The sequence below is a fragment of the Aminobacter sp. DSM 101952 genome, assembly GCF_001424795.1.
In the GTDB taxonomy this organism is placed as follows: domain Bacteria; phylum Pseudomonadota; class Alphaproteobacteria; order Rhizobiales; family Rhizobiaceae; genus Aminobacter; species Aminobacter aganoensis.
In genome coordinates, this window is record NZ_LMCL01000001.1 from 361,462 (window position 1) to 377,725 (window position 16,264).

At 64.0% G+C, this 16,264-nt stretch carries 17 protein-coding genes; 6 read left to right on the forward strand and 11 right to left on the reverse strand.

The genetic code is table 11. The annotated features are described in order from the left end of the window. The first annotated feature begins 71 nt into the window (after positions 1-71). From ASC75_RS01775 to ASC75_RS01790, 4 genes are all read left to right on the forward strand, one after another. Positions 72-788: a glycosyltransferase family 2 protein gene (locus ASC75_RS01775; protein WP_055969827.1), complete on the forward strand. Its 717-nt coding sequence runs from the start codon at positions 72-74 to the stop codon at positions 786-788. Then, on the forward strand, positions 785-1,114 hold the full coding sequence (locus ASC75_RS01780) for a lipid-A-disaccharide synthase N-terminal domain-containing protein (protein WP_055969830.1): 330 nt from the start codon (positions 785-787) through the stop codon (positions 1,112-1,114). The genes ASC75_RS01775 and ASC75_RS01780 overlap by 4 nt, the downstream gene beginning before the upstream one ends. Before the next feature lie 52 nt (positions 1,115-1,166). Further along, positions 1,167-2,810, forward strand: coding sequence for a glycosyltransferase family 39 protein (locus ASC75_RS01785; RefSeq protein ID WP_055969833.1), 1,644 nt, complete (start codon positions 1,167-1,169; stop codon positions 2,808-2,810). 166 nt (positions 2,811-2,976) lie between these two features. Then, positions 2,977-3,882, forward strand: coding sequence for an EamA family transporter (locus ASC75_RS01790; RefSeq protein ID WP_055969836.1), 906 nt, complete (start codon positions 2,977-2,979; stop codon positions 3,880-3,882). A 153-nt stretch (positions 3,883-4,035) separates the two neighbouring features. Here ASC75_RS01790 and ASC75_RS01795 read toward each other — a convergent pair whose 3' ends face one another. The 8 genes from ASC75_RS01795 to ASC75_RS01830 all read right to left on the reverse strand — a co-directional run bounded on the left by ASC75_RS01795 (position 4,036) and on the right by ASC75_RS01830 (position 13,012). Continuing rightward, positions 4,036-5,010 (reverse strand): ABC transporter substrate-binding protein, encoded by a 975-nt coding sequence (locus ASC75_RS01795; RefSeq protein ID WP_055969839.1) that lies wholly within the window; start codon positions 5,008-5,010, stop codon positions 4,036-4,038. 50 nt (positions 5,011-5,060) lie between these two features. Further along, entirely contained in the window at positions 5,061-6,194 is a 1,134-nt protein-coding gene (locus tag ASC75_RS01800; protein ID WP_055969842.1) for an ABC transporter permease, read from the reverse strand. Next, entirely contained in the window at positions 6,191-7,069 is an 879-nt protein-coding gene (locus ASC75_RS01805; protein WP_055969846.1) for an ABC transporter permease, read from the reverse strand. The genes ASC75_RS01800 and ASC75_RS01805 overlap by 4 nt, the downstream gene beginning before the upstream one ends. A 49-nt stretch (positions 7,070-7,118) precedes the next feature. After that, complete coding sequence (locus ASC75_RS01810; RefSeq protein ID WP_156381061.1) at positions 7,119-7,673, reverse strand: hypothetical protein; 555 nt, start codon at positions 7,671-7,673, stop codon at positions 7,119-7,121. Further along, positions 7,663-8,484: an ABC transporter ATP-binding protein gene (locus tag ASC75_RS01815; RefSeq protein WP_184117359.1), complete on the reverse strand. Its 822-nt coding sequence runs from the start codon at positions 8,482-8,484 to the stop codon at positions 7,663-7,665. Before ASC75_RS01815 ends, ASC75_RS01810 begins: the two co-directional genes overlap by 11 nt. Before the next feature lie 176 nt (positions 8,485-8,660). Next, the gene (gene hydA / locus ASC75_RS01820) at positions 8,661-10,112 is read right to left on the reverse strand and encodes a dihydropyrimidinase (protein WP_055969852.1); all 1,452 of its coding nucleotides are present in this window, start codon (positions 10,110-10,112) and stop codon (positions 8,661-8,663) included. A 151-nt stretch (positions 10,113-10,263) separates the two neighbouring features. After that, positions 10,264-11,514 (reverse strand): Zn-dependent hydrolase, encoded by a 1,251-nt coding sequence (locus ASC75_RS01825; RefSeq protein WP_055969855.1) that lies wholly within the window; start codon positions 11,512-11,514, stop codon positions 10,264-10,266. A 169-nt stretch (positions 11,515-11,683) separates the two neighbouring features. Beyond that, positions 11,684-13,012 (reverse strand): aspartate aminotransferase family protein, encoded by a 1,329-nt coding sequence (locus tag ASC75_RS01830; protein ID WP_055969871.1) that lies wholly within the window; start codon positions 13,010-13,012, stop codon positions 11,684-11,686. Between the two features lie 239 nt (positions 13,013-13,251). Here ASC75_RS01830 and ASC75_RS01835 point away from each other — a divergent pair, with 239 nt between their 5' ends. Both ASC75_RS01835 and ASC75_RS01840 read left to right on the forward strand, forming a co-directional pair. Then, the gene (locus ASC75_RS01835) at positions 13,252-13,884 is read left to right on the forward strand and encodes a TetR family transcriptional regulator C-terminal domain-containing protein (protein ID WP_055970613.1); all 633 of its coding nucleotides are present in this window, start codon (positions 13,252-13,254) and stop codon (positions 13,882-13,884) included. Positions 13,885-13,986: 102 nt separating this feature from the next. Further along, positions 13,987-14,712 (forward strand): NYN domain-containing protein, encoded by a 726-nt coding sequence (locus ASC75_RS01840; RefSeq protein WP_055969874.1) that lies wholly within the window; start codon positions 13,987-13,989, stop codon positions 14,710-14,712. A gap of 66 nt (positions 14,713-14,778) precedes the next feature. Here ASC75_RS01840 and ASC75_RS01845 read toward each other — a convergent pair whose 3' ends face one another. The 3 genes from ASC75_RS01845 to ASC75_RS01855 form a co-directional block, all read right to left on the reverse strand. Next, a complete protein-coding gene (locus ASC75_RS01845) occupies positions 14,779-15,237 on the reverse strand; it encodes a carboxymuconolactone decarboxylase family protein (RefSeq protein WP_055969877.1) in 459 nt (152 codons plus the stop codon). Next, positions 15,234-15,767, reverse strand: coding sequence for an Rrf2 family transcriptional regulator (locus ASC75_RS01850; protein ID WP_055969880.1), 534 nt, complete (start codon positions 15,765-15,767; stop codon positions 15,234-15,236). Before ASC75_RS01850 ends, ASC75_RS01845 begins: the two co-directional genes overlap by 4 nt. A 119-nt stretch (positions 15,768-15,886) precedes the next feature. Continuing rightward, positions 15,887-16,255, reverse strand: a complete 369-nt coding sequence (locus tag ASC75_RS01855; protein WP_055969883.1) for a nuclear transport factor 2 family protein — start codon at positions 16,253-16,255, stop codon at positions 15,887-15,889. Positions 16,256-16,264: the final 9 nt, after the last annotated feature.

Here is a 16,264-nt window from a genome sequence, read left to right on the forward strand (position 1 = left end):
CAAATGCGCGGCTTTGGTGATATTGAGGCCGCGCATTCCACCATCCAATCTAACATGTCCCAGGCAAGCTGATGATTTCAATCGTCATTCCGTGCAAGAACGAAGCCGAGAACCTGCCGATCCTGGTCGGCGAGGTCCACGACGCCATGGCCGGCCGCGACTATGAGGTCATCGTCGTCGATGACGGCTCGACCGATCGCACGGCCGACGTTCTCGCCGAACTGGCGCGCAGCGCCGGTCGCCTGCGCCATGTCAGGCATGACCGCTCAGCCGGCCAGAGTGCCGCCGTCCGCTCCGGCGTCTTCGCGGCGCGCGGCAGCATCGTCGTCACCATGGATGGCGACGGCCAGAACGACCCCGCCTACCTGCCCAGGCTTGCCGACGCGCTGATCGCCGCCGGCCCCTCCGTCGGCATCGCCGCCGGCCAACGCCTCAAGCGCACCGACACCAAACTCAAGCAACTGTCCTCGCGCTTCGCCAACGGCCTGCGCGAGATGATCCTGCGCGACGGCACGCGCGATTCCGGCTGCGGCCTCAAGGCGCTGCACACCGATCTGTTCCGCCAGTTGCCGTTCTTCGACGGCTGGCACCGCTACCTGCCCGCGCTTTCGCTGCGCGAAGGCCGCGGCGTCGTCCATGTCGATGTCGTCGACCGCTCGCGCCGCCACGGCAAATCCAACTACGGCATCCTGGATCGCGGACTGCGCGGCGTCCTCGACCTTTTCGGTGTCTGGTGGCTGCGCCGCCGCCGCAAGGTCGTGCCATCGGTCACGGAGCTTGGCCAATGAACCTGATTTCCGAACTCGGCACCTGGCTGCACGATGTTTTCGTCGCCCAGTTCGACGGCTGGATCCTGCTCGGTTTCCTTGCCCAGGGCATGTTCACCATGCGCTTCGTGGTGCAATGGCTCGCTTCCGAGCGCGCCAAGCGCTCGGTCGTTCCCGTCGCCTTCTGGTTCTTCTCGCTCGGCGGCGGCGCCCTCCTCTTGATCTATGCCATCCAGCGCCAGGATCCGGTGTTCATTGCCGGCCAGGGCCTCGGCCTGTTCATCTACATCCGCAATCTCTGGCTGATCGCCAATGAGCGGCGCGCCGCCATGGCCGACGCCGAGTAGCCCGGGCATGCTGAGAACCGGAATCAAGAACGCAGAGACCCAAGATAAGTCTTTGTCTCTGTTCACCTATCTCCTGCTCGCGGCACTCTGCCTGTTTGCCTTTGCGCCCGGCATCTCCACCCTGCCGCCGACCGATCGCGACGAGTCGCGCTTCGTCCAGGCGACCAAGCAGATGGTCGAGAGCGGCGACTATGTCGACATCCGCTTCCAGGACGTGCCGCGCTACAAGAAGCCGGCCGGCATCTATTGGCTGCAGTCGGCCGCGGTCCTGGTCAGCGGAAAGGGCAGCGACGCCCCGATCTGGGTCTACCGCCTGGTCTCGGTACTGGCCGGCACCTTCTCCGTCCTTGCGCTCGCCTTCGTCGGCGACCGCATGTTCGGCCGCACGGCCGGCGCCATTGCCGGCCTCGGCCTCATGGGCATCCTGATGCTCGGCGTCGAGGCGCGCATCGCCAAGACCGACGCAACATTGCTCGCCACGGCCCTGCTCGCACAGGGTGCGCTGGCCGCCGTCTATCTCGGCCACAAGGCCGGCCGGCCGCAGGGCAAGGCCAACTGGCTGTTCTGGATTGCCCACGGCCTTGCCCTGTTGATCAAGGGTCCGGTCATCCCGTTCCTGAGCCTGCTCACGGTCGCCGCCATCGCCATCCTCGACCGCGACCACTCCTGGCTGCGCAAGCTCCGGCCCTTCACCGGCCTCCTTGTGATGCTGTTCGTCGCCGCGCCCTGGCTGATCCTCATCACCATCAAGACCGGCACCGAATTCTGGCAGGAATCGGTCGGCAAGGACCTGTTGAGCAAGGTTGGCTCCGGCCAGGAATCGCACGGCTTTCCGCCCGGCTACTACTTCCTGACCTATTCCGTGTTCATGTGGCCCTTCGCGCTCGTCGCGCTCGAAGGCGGTCTCAAGGCGCTCAAGCGCTTCCGTGACGACCCGCGCCTGCTGTTCTGCCTTGCCTGGTACCTGCCCTACTGGATCGCCATCGAGCTGATCCCCACCAAGCTGCCGCACTATGCGCTGCCGGCCTATCCCGCGCTGATCCTGCTGATGGCCTGGTCGCTGACCGACCCGTCCGCCGCAGGCATCGAGCTGTCGCGCTGGCAGCTCTGGATCCGCCGCGCCTGCGCCTTTGGCGTCTTCGGCATCAGTGCCGGCCTTGCCGCCATCGCACTCGGCATCACGCCCTACTTCCTCGGCCAGTTCTCCTGGTGGGGCCAACTGGCCGGGCTGCTGGTCCTGGTTGCCGCCACGCTCGGCGCCGGCATGCCGAGCGACATGTCGCCGCTCAAGCGCACCGGCATTGCCGCCGCCGCCGCCGCCGCGGCCTTCGGCGTACTGACCCTGAAGGTGCTGCCGCCGCTCAAGCCGTTATGGCTCAGCCCGCAGATTGCCGCGCAGTTCGAGAAGCTGAAACCCTGCACCACCTCGGTGCTCGCTTCGGCCGGCTACAGCGAACCGAGCCTGGTCTTCCTCGCGGGCACCTCCACTGAACTCACCAATGGCAAGGGCGCCGCGGCAGCCCTGGCGGCAGATCCGGCATGTGCCATTGCAGTCGTTTCGGCAGCCGAGAGCGAGGCCTTCCTCGCCGCAGTGCCGGGCGGCGCAGCAGCACTCAAGGAGCGCGGCCGTATCGAGGGCATGAACTATTCCAAGGGCGAGCCGCGCACGCTGACCTTCTACACGGTGGCAAACTAGCGTCTGAACGGCGGTCGGGCCTTGCGCCCGAGCCGCTTGGAACTGTCGCCATGGTGGGGGTCGCGAGACTAGGTCGCGTTCCAGACAGTGCGCGACTTGATGCGACCGCCGTCCTCCCCTGGTTCCATGTCACCAACTAGGTATTCGCGCATGGACGGGATTGGGCATGAACAGGACAGCAGCAACCCTGATTGGCTTTGTCGCCATCCTGACCTGGTCGTTCCTTGCCTTGCTTTCGACCGCGGCGGGAGCCATTCCGCCGTTCCAGCTTGCCGCCATGACATTCGCCCTGGGCGGCCTTGTCGGCGCCTCCAGCTGGATCGTGCGGCCCCAGGCAATCAGGTCGTTGCGACAGCCATGGCAGGTGTGGGCGTTGGGCACGGCCGGACTGTGCATCTATCACTGCGCCTACTTTTTCGCGATCCAGTCGGCCCCACCCGTCGAGGTCAGCCTGATCGCCTATCTATGGCCGCTGCTGATTGTCGTGTTCGCCGCCTTCCTTCCCGGTGAAAAGCTGAAAACGCACCACGTGATCGGCGTCATCCTTGGACTTGCGGGCGCTATTGTCGTCATCACCAAGGGTGGCAGCGTCGGACTTGCCGACGGGATCAGGCCAGGGCATGTCATCGCGCTGTTCTGCGCGTTCATCTGGTCCGGATACTCGGTCCTATCCCGTCGCTTCGGCCAGGTCCCGACGGACGTGGTCGCCGGCTACTGCCTCATCACCTCGGCGGTTGCGTTCGCGCTTCATCTGGCGCTTGAGACCACCATCTGGCCCGAGGCGGCAACACAGTGGGCCGCCATCGTCATCCTGGGCACCATACCGCTCGGAGCCGGTTTTTATGCCTGGGATTACGGCTGCAAGCACGGCGAGATCATGGTCCTGGGCGCCCTGTCATACGCGGCGCCACTTTTTTCGGTGATCGTGCTCTTGCTGGCGGGCTTCGGCGCGTTCCATTGGTCGGTCGCGCTCGCCTGCATCCTGATCACGGCAGGCGCAGCGATCGCCGCCAAGGACATGTTGCTCAGGCGGCAATCAAGGCTGCCTTCGGCGGAAACGACGGCCACCTGAGGCGCTCCCCCGGGCGGTCGTTGCTGAGATCAGCGCTCATTCCCCATTGTCGCGGCACGCCTTGGGAGCCCCGGCGGCCACTCCTCCCCCCGCAGTGAGCGGGGAGAGGTCGTTGGCATCTCCTGCGGCAACGCTATGCGCCGGCGGAAGACCTTACTTGATCGCCTTGTCGGTGATCGTGGACGTCCAGGCGCCCGAGGGCTCCTTGGTGATGATCTTCTGCGCCAGGAGCGCTTCTGCCGTACGCTTGTAGGCCGCCTCGATCAGCTTGCCGTCGGCATTGTCGATCAGCTTGGCCACCTCGCCCATCATGCGCTTCTGGTGGTTTTCGTCCTGGCCGCCATTATCGACGACGATGCCGGCTGCCTCGTCGGGATTGTCGACGGCATACTTCCAGCCCTTCATCGAGGCGCGCACGAACCGCACCATCTTGTCTTCGAAGGCCGGGTCCTTGAGCTTGTCTTCCATCGCATAGAGGCCGTCCTCGAGCAGGTCATTGCCCATGGCGGTGTAGTTGAAGACGGTCAGCTCGTCCGGCTTGAAGCCGGCGTCGATCAGCTGCCAGTACTCGTTGTAGGTCATGACCGAGATGCAGTCGGCCTGCTTCTGGATCAGCGGCTGCACGTCGAAGCTCTGCTTCAGCACGGTCACGCCATCGGCGCCGCCCTCGGTCGACAGGCCGAGCTTGTTCATCCAGGCGAAGAACGGATATTCATTGCCGAAGAACCAGACGCCCAGCGTCTTGCCCTTGAAGTCGGCTTCGGTCTTGACCGGCCCGTCCTTCGGGCAGACCAGTTCCATGCCGGCCTTCTTGTAGGGCTGGGCGATGTTGACCAGGCCAACGCCCTTCTCACGGGCCGCCAGCGCGCCGCCCATCCAGTCGACGATGACGTCGGCGCCGCCGCCGGCGATCACCTGCTCCGGCGCAATGTCGGGGCCGCCCGGCTTGATGTCGACGTCCAGGTTCTCCTCGCCGTAGAAGCCCTTCTCCTTGGCGACGTAGTAGCCGGCAAACTGCGACTGCGTCACCCACTTGAGCTGCAGCGTCACCTTGTCGGCGGCAAGTGCCGCCTGTGCGGCGGCCAGCGACATCGCTCCCACCATCAACGATATCATCAGTCTTTTCATCTTCTTTTTCCCTCTGAAGTTGGACCGCGGCCCCGCCCAAGGAGCTCAGGTCACGCCCGCCCACCACGGACAGACGGATGCCAGAAAGTGGTGGCCCTCTCGATCAGGGCGACCACGCCATAGAAGACGGAACCGGCCAGAGCCGCAACAGCGATCTCCGCCCAGACCATGTCGACATTCATGCGCCCGATCTCGGTCGAGATGCGGAAGCCCATGCCGACGATTGGCGTGCCGAAGAATTCGGCGACGATAGCGCCGATCAGCGCCAGCGTGGAGTTGATCTTCAACGCGTTGAAGATGAACGGTGCTGCCGCCGGCAGGCGCAGCTTGAACAGCGTCTGCCAGTAGTTGGACGCATAGGTGCGCATCAGGTCGCGCTCCATGTGTCCCGATGCGGCGAGGCCGGCAACCGTGTTCACCAGCATCGGGAAGAAGGTCATGATGATGACCACGGCCGCCTTCGACTGCCACTCGAAGCCGAACCAGATCACCATGATCGGGGCGACGCCGATGATCGGCAGCGCCGACACCATGTTGCCAATCGGCAGAAGCCCTTTGCGCAGGAAGGGCACGCGGTCGGCCAGGATCGCGACCGCGAAACCCGACGCGCAGCCGACGATGTAGCCGAACAACACAGCCTTGAAGATCGTCTGGCGCACGTCGGCGGCAAGCGTCGGCAGCGAGGCGCCGATGCGCGCCGCAATCGCGCTCGGCGGCGGCAGCAGGATGAAGGGAATGCCCGCCCCGCGCGTCACCGCTTCCCAGATGATCAGGATCCAGGCGCCGAAGATCGCCGGGATCACCAGGCGCAGCAACGTCCTGGCCTGCTGCGACACCGGCCTATGAGCCGACAGCACCGCCACGCAGCGCCACGCCAGCAGCCACGCGGCGGTCAGCAGCAGGAAGTACGGCGTGCGTGCCATGCCTTCATTGCCCGAGATGCCCGCAATCAGCAGCCACGCGGCCCCATGCGCCCCGATGAAAAGCACGGCAGCGCTGGCGAGGCCGGAAAACATGGCGAAGGAGGCCACGCCGCTCAACGCGACGAGCCCGATGACAAGCGACGACATGCCGTTCGACATCGGCGCCGTGGCCTCGGTCGCAAGCATCGGCATCGTCGCCATGGCGGCGGCGCACAGCACCAGCGCCAGCAAGACTTGCCAGGAGGGTTTGGAATTCATCATGCCGGCCTCCCGCCCATCGAACGTTCGACAAGCCTGCCGACGATCCCCACCAGCACAACCAGCATGGCCGCGACCACCGAGCCGGCGACGAGTGCTGCCCACATGTCGATGGTCTGGCTGTAATAGGAGCCGGCGAGCAGCTTGGCGCCGATGCCGGCCACCGCCCCGGTCGGCAGCTCACCGACGATCGCGCCGACGAGGCTTGCCGCCACCGCCACCTTCATCGAGGCGAACAGGAACGGCACCGAGGCCGGCACGCGCAGCTTCCAGAAGGTCTGCGATTTGCTCGCATTGTAGGTGTGCATCAGGTCGAGATGCATGAGATCGGGCGAACGCAGGCCCTTCACCATACCGACGGCGACGGGGAAGAACGACAGGTAGGTCGAGATCAGCGCCTTGGGGATCAGGCCGGTGATGCCGATCGCCGCCAGCACGACGATGATCATCGGCGCGACAGCCAGGATCGGGATCGTCTGCGAGGCAATGATCCACGGCATCAGCGAGCGGTCGAGCGCGATGACATGCACGATGCCGACGGCGATCAGGATGCCGAGTGCAGTGCCGAAAGTGAAGCCCAGCAGCGTCGACGACAGCGTCACCCACGAATGGTAGACGAGGCTGCGCGCGCTGGTGACCTTCCTGAGGAAGGTGTTTTCAAAGAAATTCTGCGCCACCTGGTGCGGCGCCGGCATGGTCGGCTTCGGCTGCGACAGCGTCTTGCCGATGAATTCCATCGTCGTCGGCGTCTCGCCCGCCCGCCGGTCGAGATCGCGCTGGAACGGCGCGTTCATGTAGACGGCGAAGGCATACCAGGCGGCCACGATGACCACGAGGATGGTGATGACGGGAACGACCCGGTCTCTGAGGCGATCCATCAGTGGACCTCCCGAGGCTGGCGGCTGCACATCTTAGGTTCCTTGATGTTCATGGGCGCGCCCTCTCAAGGCCAAGCCGCTGCCGAAGGGTGCTGACGATGTATTCACCCTCGCCGGAGTCTACGCCCTTGGCCACCTGGATTGTCTTCGCGCCGTAATCGAAGGCCACTGAAGACGGATCCCCTTGGCGGCTCCACTGTGATCCACTCCCCTCTTTCCAGCGGAGCTTTGTGATGGAGGCCGGATTGAACCTGCGTGTGCGCGACCAGAAGAGCAGCCGGTAGGAATGCGTCAACGCAACGCTGGTCGCCCCGATCACCTCGGCACCGAAAATCTGCCACACGAGAGTGCCGACGGCCCCAATCCAGCCCAACGCCCATGCGCATAGCCAGAACAGCAGAAAACCCTGTGCCCCACCCTGCGCTACACCGAGCTGATTGAACGCCATGACTCCGCCGGCAGTCCACGCGCCTAGCCACACCAGCAGAAAGGCCAACCCAAATGCGTTACGGCTGGGAGGCACGCGCAAGATAACCTCGCCATTGATGTTCGAAGTTGTAATCCGCGACGTACGAGGATCCTCGAACCCCATGTCAGTCGTCATAGCTGTGCCCAGCCCTGAGCCCATCGCGGACGCGCGCGGCGATCGCCAGGAACTCCGGGCTCTCGCGGATGTCGAGTGGTCTTTCCGCTGGCAGCGTCGACTCGATCACGTCGGTCACCCGCCCCGGCCGCGGCGACATCACCACGATGCGCGTCGAGAGATAGACGGCCTCGGGAATCGAATGCGTGACGAAGCAGATCGTCTTGTTGGTCTGCGCCCACAGCCGAAGCAGCTGTTCGTTGAGGTGGTCGCGAACGATCTCGTCGAGCGCGCCGAAGGGCTCGTCCATCAACAGCAGGTCGGCGTCGAAGGCGAGCGCTCGCGCAATCGAGGCGCGCTGCTGCATGCCGCCGGACAGTTGCCAAGGATATTTCTTCTCGAAGCCGGAGAGGTTGACCAGATCCATCGTGCGCTTGATGCGCGCCTGCTGCTCGGCCTTGGGCAGGCCGATGATCTCCAGCGGCAGCCCGACATTGCTTTCGATCGTCCGCCACGGAAACAGCGCGGCTGCCTGGAACACGTAGCCATAAGCCCGCGCCTCGCGCGCCTGCTCGGGCGACATGCCGTTGATCGAGATCTTGCCTTCGGTCGGCTGCTCGAGATCGGCAATGACCCGCAGGAACGTCGTCTTGCCGCAGCCCGAAGGCCCGATGAAGGAGACGAACTCGCCCTTGTTGATGGTCAGATTGACGTCCGACAGCGCCCGCACCGGGCCGTCATTGGTCTGGAAGGTCAGCCCCAGTTGTCTGGCTTCGACGACGGCGTTTCGTTCGACGCTCGTCGCCGTGGCTTGATTGACTGTCATGAGCATTGCCCGACTTTACCCCACATCATGCCATCCTCTCCGAAGATGAGGCAGGCGTCCACTTGATCGGGATGTTTTTGCTGGCCTTGAAGCCGGATGTCGTTCCGGCGCCATCCTTGCGGCCGCAAGGCGCGGCCGCCATCCCTGTTCGGTACACGGAGATTGCCTGCGCGCAGGCGCGTCTACACGCCCGTCGCCGGGATGCCTGTGCGTTCGACCTTGCGCGGCGCGGTGATCTCCTTCCACTGCGACAGCGCCCGGTTGACCGCCGCATGCGGCTCGCGGGCCACGAACTCGCCGTGACCGGGATTGGCCTTGATCTCGTGCTCCTGGATCGCCAGCTCGCCGCGGGTGAAGACGAAGCGCGGCAGGCCGGTCAGCTCGATGCCCTCGAAGACGTTGTAGTCGATCACCGACTGCTGGTGCTTGGCCGCGATCGTCTTCTTGCGCTTGGGATCCCACACCACGAGGTCGGCATCCGCGCCTTCGACGATGGCGCCCTTCTTGGGATACATGTTGAGGATCTTGGCGATGTTGGTCGAGGTCACCGCCACGAACTCGTTCATCGTCAGACGGCCGGTGTTGACGCCCTTGGTCCACAAGACAGGCATGCGGTCCTCGAGGCCGCCGGTGCCGTTGGGGATCTTGGTGAAGTTGCCGACGCCGGTGCGCTTCTGCTGGGTCGTGAACGAGCAATGGTCGGTCGCCACCACCTGCAGCGACCCCGCCTGCAGGCCGGCCCACAGCGAATCCTGGTGCAGCTTGTTGCGGAAGGGCGGGCTCATCACCCGGCGTGCCGCATGGTCCCAGTCCTTGTTGAAATATTCGGTCTCGTCGAGCACCAGGTGCTGGATCAGCGGCTCGCCATAGACGCGCATGCCCTTCTGCCGGGCCCGGCGGATCGCCTCATGCGCCTGCTCGCAGGAAGTATGCACGACATAGAGCGGGCTGCCCACCATGTCGGCGATCATGATGGCGCGGTTGGTCGCCTCGCCCTCCACTTCCGGCGGCCGCGAATAGGCATGCGCCTCCGGCCCGTTGTTGCCTTCGGCCAGAAGCTTGGCCGACAGTTGGGCCACCACGTCGCCGTTTTCGGCATGCACCAGCGGCAGCGCGCCGAGCTCGGCGCAACGCTTGAACGACGAGTACATCTCGTCGTCGTCGACCATCAGCGCGCCCTTGTAGGCCATGAAGTGCTTGAACGAGGTGATGCCCTTGTCGACGACCTGGGCCATCTCGTTGAACACCTGCTCGCCCCACCAGGTTATGGCCATGTGGAACGAGTAGTCGGAGCACGCCTTGGAGGTCTTGTTGTCCCACATCTGCAGCGCTTCGAGCAGCGACTGGCCCGGCGACGGCAGGCAGAAATCGACCACCATCGTCGTGCCGCCGGAGAGTGCCGCGCGCGTGCCGCTCTCGAAGTCGTCGGCCGAATAGGTGCCCATGAAGGGCATTTCGAGATGGGTGTGCGGGTCGATGCCGCCCGGCATGATGTAGCAGCCGGTGGCGTCGAATTCGTGGTCGGCATGCAAGTTCTCGCCGATGGCGACGATCTTGCCATGCTGGACCAGCACGTCGGCCTTCCACGTCCGGTCCGCCGTGACGATGGTGCCGTTTCGGATGACTTTGGTCATTTTGGTTCCCCAATTGCTGCCACGCTTCTTTCCGAGCGCTTTGGCAAATTTTCAGATCATATAAGGACAGGCACTCCGCACAGGCAAAGCGCAAGCAGCCCTTCCCCCTTGGGGGAAAGGCCATCCTGCGCGGCAATGTCGGTCCAAAAATTCACTCCACGATCTCCGCGGTCTCGACCACGGCATGAAACAGCACGTCGCAGCCGGCGGCGGCCCATTCGGGATAGATTTCCTCGGCCTCGTTGTGGCTCAGCCCGTCGACGCAGGGGCAGAAGACCATCGCCGTCGGCGCGACGCGGTTGATCCAGCAGGCATCGTGGCCGGCACCCGAGACGATGTCGCGATGGCTGTAGCCGAGCCGGTCGGCGGCGTCGCGCACCGCCTTGACGCAATCAGTGTCGAAGGCAACGGGGTCGAAATGGCCGACCTGCTCGATCTCGAAGGAGATGTCGAGCGCCTCGCAGATGGTGGCGATGCCCTCGCGCACGCGCCCGTCCATCGCATCCAGCACCTCCTTTTCCGGCGAGCGGATGTCGATGGTGAAGACGGTGCGCCCGGCGATGATGTTGCGCGAGTTGGGATAGACCTCCATGTGGCCGACGGCACCGACGGCGTCGGGTTGGTAGTCCATCGCCACCTCGTGCACCAGTTCGGTCACCCGCGCCATGCCCAGGCCGGCGTTGCGGCGCTTGTACATCGGCGTCGAGCCGGTATGCGCTTCCATGCCGGTCAGCGTCACCTGCAGCCATTTGAGCCCCTGGCCATGGGTCACCACGCCGATCTCGATCTCCTCGTCCTCGAGGATCGGCCCCTGCTCGATGTGCAGCTCGAAGAACGCCTTCATCTTGCGGGCGCCGACCTTTTCGGAACCTTTCCAGCCGATACGTTCCAGCTCATCGCCGAAATGCTTGCCGTGCGCATCCTGGCGTGCATAGGCCCAGTCCTGCTCCAGCACGCCGGCAAACACGCCGGAAGCCAGCATGGCCGGCGCAAAGCGCGTGCCCTCTTCGTTGGTCCAGTTGGTCACGACGATCGGATGCTTGGTCTTGATGCCGAGGTCGTTGAGGCTGCGGATGACCTCGAGCCCGCCGAGCACGCCGAGCACGCCGTCGAACTTGCCGCCCGTCGGCTGGGTGTCGAGATGGCTGCCCACATAGACCGGCAGCGCCGCGGGATCGGTGCCTTCGCGGCGGGCAAACATCGTGCCCATCTCGTCGACGCCCATTTCGAGGCCGGCCTCGTCGCACCATTTCTTGAACAGGTGGCGGCCTTCGCCATCCTCGTCGGTCAGCGTCTGGCGATTGTTGCCGCCGGCGATGCCGGGGCCGATCTTCGCCATCTCCATCAGCGAATCCCACAAACGGTCTGAATTGATTCGCAGATTCTCGCCTGGGGCGGCCATGGCCAACGTCCTCTCATTCTCTTGTTATGCCCGGAAACCCAGCGGTTCCCGGCGCCGGATTTCCTTCGGTGGCTTTCGCCAGGAGCCCCATCCACGGACGGGACCCCTTTTTGTCTCTCGGAGCCGTCTCCGGAGAGCATGGACGCCCTCCGGGTTCAAGCTCCGTTGGTCAGTCGATCGTCCGCAGCACCTCGCGGACGTGATCGATCAGTTCGTCGATCTGGCCCTTGGTGATGATCAGCGGCGGCGACAGCGCGATGATGTCGCCGGTGGTGCGGATCAGCGCGCCGCGCTCGAACGCCTTCACGAAGGCCGAGAAGGCGCGCTTGGTCGGTGCGCCGGCAATCGGCGACAGCTCGATCGCGCCGATCAGGCCGATGTTGCGGATGTCGATGACATGCGGCTCGTCCTTCAGCGAATGCAGCGCCTCTTCCCAATAGGCGCCGAGTTCGGCGCCGCGGGTCAGGAGCCCCTCTTCCTTGTAGGTGTCGAGCGTGGCCAGTGCCGCGGCCGAGGCAATCGGATTGCCCGAATAGGTGTAGCCGTGGAAGAACTCGATCATGTGCTCGGGGCCGGTCATGAAGGCGTCGTGGATTTCCTTCTTCACGAACACCGCGCCCATCGGGATGACGCCGTTGGAGACGCCCTTGGCGGTGGTGATGATGTCGGGGACGACGCCGAAATAATCGGCTGCGAACGGCGTGCCGAGACGGCCGAAACCGGTGATGACCTCGTCGAAGATCAGCAGGATGCCGTGCTTGGTGCAGATGTCGCGCAGCTTCTGCAAATAGCCCTTCGGCGGGATCAGCACGCCGGTGGACCCGGCGACCGGCTCGACGATGACGGCGGCGATGGTCGAGGCGTCATGCAGGGTTACGATGCGCTCGAGCTCATCGGCCAGCTCCGCGCCATATTCCGGCTCGCCCTTGGTGAAGGCGTTCTTGGCGGGCAGGTGCGTGTGCGGCAGGTGATCGACGCCGCCCAGAAGCGTGCCGAACATCTTGCGGTTGGTGACGATGCCGCCGACCGAGATGCCGCCGAAATTGACGCCGTGATAGCCGCGCTCGCGGCCGATGAGGCGGGTACGCGCGCCCTCGCCCTTCACGCGCTGGTAGGCGATCGCCATTTTCAGCGCGGTCTCGACCGATTCCGAACCGGAATTGGTGAAGAACACGTGGTCCATGCCCTGCGGCGCGATGTCGACGAGGCGGTTGGCCAGTTCGAAGACGATCGGGTGGCCCATCTGGAAAGCCGGCGCGTAGTCGAGCTCGGCCGCCTGTTTCTGGATCGCCTCGGTGATCTTGGGCCGGCAGTGGCCGGCATTGACGCACCACAGACCGGCGGTGCCATCGAGAATCTTGCGGCCGTCGCTCGATGTGTAATGCATGTCCTTGGCCGCAACCATCATGCGTGGCGCCTGCTTGAACTGCCTGTTCGAGGTGAACGGCATCCAGAATGCGCTGAGATCGTTGGGCGTAACTTTTAGCCTGTCCGACATGACCAAGCTTTCCTTTCTTCCCCTGTTTCGGTACGGCCAACGCTTGGTCTTCGGTGCGTTTTTGTGTTACGCAATTTTTTGACCGATTGGACAAACGTTAGCACCGCCGCTTCGGCGGTCAAGGGATTACTACCGGAAATGCGGCTTCTGAGGCGCGCTCCACAGGTCGGCAAGAACTGGTCCAGCGGATTGGTCCAGATACGATCTCCGTCCACCCTCCAATGCGGGACGCCATAACCATGGAAGGCTCGACACCGCGCGGCCGTACCCGCATCCAGAAAGAGAAGCGCGAGGTCATTCTCGAAGCGGCGCTGGAGGTGTTCTCCACCAATGGGTTCCGCGGTTCGACCATCGACCAGATCGCCGAGGCGGCGGGCATGTCGAAGCCCAATTTGCTCTATTATTTCCGCCGCAAGGAAGACATCCACGAGACGCTGATGCACCGGCTGCTGGAAACCTGGCTGGCGCCGCTGAAGGAACTCGACAACATCGGCGACCCGATGACCGAGTTGCGGGGCTACATCAGGCGCAAGCTCGAAATGGCGCGTGATTTTCCGCGCGAAAGCCGGCTCTTCGCCAACGAGATCCTGCAGGGCGCGCCCCGCATCATGGCGATGCTCGAAGGCGAGCTGAAGACACTGGTCGACGAAAAGGTCGACGTCATCAAGGGCTGGATGCGATCAGGCAAGGTCGTCCAGGCCGATCCCTGGCACCTGATCTTCGCGATCTGGGCCACGACCCAGCACTATGCCGATTTCGACGTCCAGGTCCGCGCCGTCCTCGGCCCCGACCGCGGCGGCGAAGGCCGCTTCGAAGACGCCGCCCGCTTCCTCGAACAGCTGTTCATCGAAGGACTTAGGCCGAAAAGCTGAATCGGTGCGGCATCTTGCGGCTTCGTTCAAATGCTGTCGTTGCATGCAACCAGATATTGAAAAATCGGATTGTACTCTCGTCAGCCTGAGTTGGATGACTAGATGGCCACCCTGCGGATTGCACTCCTGATTGACGCCGACAATTTGCCGCCAAGCCGGGCACCGGAAATGTTGGCAAGAGCCAGGTCTCTGGGCCACGTCGTAGTCAGAAAGGTCTTCGGTGACTTCTCCGCAGGCCGGCTCGCAGAGTGGATCGAGCAATGCCAGTCCATGGCGCTTGAGCCGGTTTTCCAGATCTCCAGCGGTAAGGGCAAGAACTCGACCGACATGGCCATGACGATCCATGCGATGGACCTACTCCACGGCGACCTTGTCGATGCCTTTTGCATAGCATCCAGCGACCGCGATTTTCTACCCCTCATCCACCGGTTGGTCGGATCTGCCAAGGAGGTCCATGGTATCGGCGAGGCCAAGACCAACGACGCTGTGAAAAAGGCCTACACTGCCTTTTTTGAACTTGGCGCAGAGCCGAAGCAGGCACCCCTCTCGGCCACCACATCGGCACACTCCGGGTCGAAATCGCCTGGCAATGCACGCCTCCTCGCTGCCTTGGACAAGATAGAGCCCATGTCGGCCGTAAGCGATTGGTTTGTGCTATCGACACTTTCCAACGCACTTCGCAAAGCCGATCCAGCGCTCGCTGCCTCATTTTGCGGAAAAGGCAAATTCCTGAAAAATCTCAGGGCCTGCGGTCTCTTCGTTGAAAAGGGCAGCGGCGCGACAATGCAAGTTTGCCTTCGGACAAATGGCAGACAGCACTCGCCATGACCTTCGCAATAGCACCACAAACTTCCGCCGAACTACAAGTGCGAGGCCGGGCGCAGCCAGTTCCGCTCAGGCAGCCCTGGCTTCGGCCACCGGATGCACGGCGTGGAACGTCACGCACAGCCGGTTCCAGGTGTTGATCATACCCAGCGCCACAGTCAGCTTGACCAGTTCCTCTTCGGAGAAATGCTTGCGCGCCGCGGCGAACAGTTCGGCCGACACGCCGGCCTCGGCGATGTTGGTGACCGTCTCGGCCCAGGAAAGCGCCATGCGCTCGCGCTCGGTGAAGAGCGGCGATTCCTTCCACGCTGCGACGAGCCAGAGCCGCTGTTCGGTTTCGCCGTCCGCCTTGGCTTCACGGCTGTGCATGTCGACGCAATAGGAGCAGCCGTTGATCTGGGACGCCCTGAGCTTGACCAGGTGCAGCAGGCCGCGCTCGAGCCCGCATTCGTCGACAGCCTTGTTGAGCGCGACCAGATGCTTGGTCAATTCGGGTGCTGCGGTGTAGAAATTCAGCCTGGGCTTCATGGCATCTTCCTTTCGTTGATCGTTCTTGTCTTGGAACTCTGCGGCCGCTGGTTCTGCGCCACGAAGGCGCAACTGGCGGCCACGACGCGCGGATCGGCATCCGCGGTGAAATCGGCAACGATGTCAGACAGCCGCGTTTCGGCGAGCGCCGTCCGGTAGGCCCGTTCGGCCTTGAGCATGGCGACGTTGATGCCGCAGGGTTTGACATAGGCCGAGGCGTCCAGCGCATAGGCGCCTTTCTGCCGGATCTCGCCGCAGCGGAACGCCGGCTCCCTGCCCTCGACAGCAAGCACGATGTCGAGCAGCGTGATCTGCTCCGCCGAACGCGCCAGCCGGTAGCCGCCATTCGGCCCGGGCACCGATTCCAGGATCTTCGCGCCGGTCAGCGCCTTGAGGTGCTTGAGCAGGTAGCTCGGCGACTGGCCGAAGGCCTCGGCCATGGCATTGCCCGGCAGCGTGCCGTCGCCCTCGACGCCCGCCAGCATCGCCGCGCAATGGATCGCCGCCTCCACGCCGTCGCCAAGCTTCATGACCGCACATTCCTATTCATGGATATCTGTTATCATGGATATCTATTATCCACAATAGAAGCATGAACCAAGGATGAGGATCGTTTTCGCAGGCCTGCTCGATGTCGGATGCGTCTGGCCTAAGTGGCCCCGGTGACGTGGCTGAGTACGCAGTGCCATCTGGTCCCGCGGCGGACGAAGACGTCGGTGGTCCATTCGTCAGCCGTGAAGGCTTGGCCGCGGAAATGGCCGCTGTTCAACATCCGCGCGGTGTAGAGCGCGGTCGCGCCGTAGGTCTCGACCCTGGCGTCGCCAATGCCGTGCATGGCGTCGTGGGCCAGGTCGCCCGAGGCGACCAGGGCGAGAAAATCCGCCCTGGACGTCGCGCCGTCGGGGCCGACGATCACCCACTCGTCGGCCATGAAGGCGCCGATGGCGGCGGCATCGTTGGACACGATCGCCTCCGCCCAGGCAAGAGCGAGTTCAACAATCTCGCCCTTGTCGTCCACGGCTTGCCG

Bases quoted from the DNA above. Each gene is read 5' to 3' on its own strand.
- ASC75_RS01775 (WP_055969827.1), top strand. From the start codon at position 72: ATGATTTCAATCGTCATTCCGTGCAAGAACGAAGCCGAGAACCTGCCG.
- ASC75_RS01780 (WP_055969830.1), top strand. From the start codon at position 785: ATGAACCTGATTTCCGAACTCGGCACCTGGCTGCACGATGTTTTCGTC.
- ASC75_RS01790 (WP_055969836.1), top strand. From the start codon at position 2,977: ATGAACAGGACAGCAGCAACCCTGATTGGCTTTGTCGCCATCCTGACC.
- ASC75_RS01795 (WP_055969839.1), bottom strand. From the start codon at position 5,010: ATGAAAAGACTGATGATATCGTTGATGGTGGGAGCGATGTCGCTGGCC.
- ASC75_RS01800 (WP_055969842.1), bottom strand. From the start codon at position 6,194: ATGATGAATTCCAAACCCTCCTGGCAAGTCTTGCTGGCGCTGGTGCTG.
- ASC75_RS01805 (WP_055969846.1), bottom strand. From the start codon at position 7,069: ATGGATCGCCTCAGAGACCGGGTCGTTCCCGTCATCACCATCCTCGTG.
- ASC75_RS01810 (WP_156381061.1), bottom strand. From the start codon at position 7,673: ATGACGACTGACATGGGGTTCGAGGATCCTCGTACGTCGCGGATTACA.
- ASC75_RS01815 (WP_184117359.1), bottom strand. From the start codon at position 8,484: ATGCTCATGACAGTCAATCAAGCCACGGCGACGAGCGTCGAACGAAAC.
- hydA (WP_055969852.1), bottom strand. From the start codon at position 10,112: ATGACCAAAGTCATCCGAAACGGCACCATCGTCACGGCGGACCGGACG.
- ASC75_RS01825 (WP_055969855.1), bottom strand. From the start codon at position 11,514: ATGGCCGCCCCAGGCGAGAATCTGCGAATCAATTCAGACCGTTTGTGG.
- ASC75_RS01830 (WP_055969871.1), bottom strand. From the start codon at position 13,012: ATGTCGGACAGGCTAAAAGTTACGCCCAACGATCTCAGCGCATTCTGG.
- ASC75_RS01835 (WP_055970613.1), top strand. From the start codon at position 13,252: ATGGAAGGCTCGACACCGCGCGGCCGTACCCGCATCCAGAAAGAGAAG.
- ASC75_RS01840 (WP_055969874.1), top strand. From the start codon at position 13,987: ATGGCCACCCTGCGGATTGCACTCCTGATTGACGCCGACAATTTGCCG.
- ASC75_RS01845 (WP_055969877.1), bottom strand. From the start codon at position 15,237: ATGAAGCCCAGGCTGAATTTCTACACCGCAGCACCCGAATTGACCAAG.
- ASC75_RS01850 (WP_055969880.1), bottom strand. From the start codon at position 15,767: ATGAAGCTTGGCGACGGCGTGGAGGCGGCGATCCATTGCGCGGCGATG.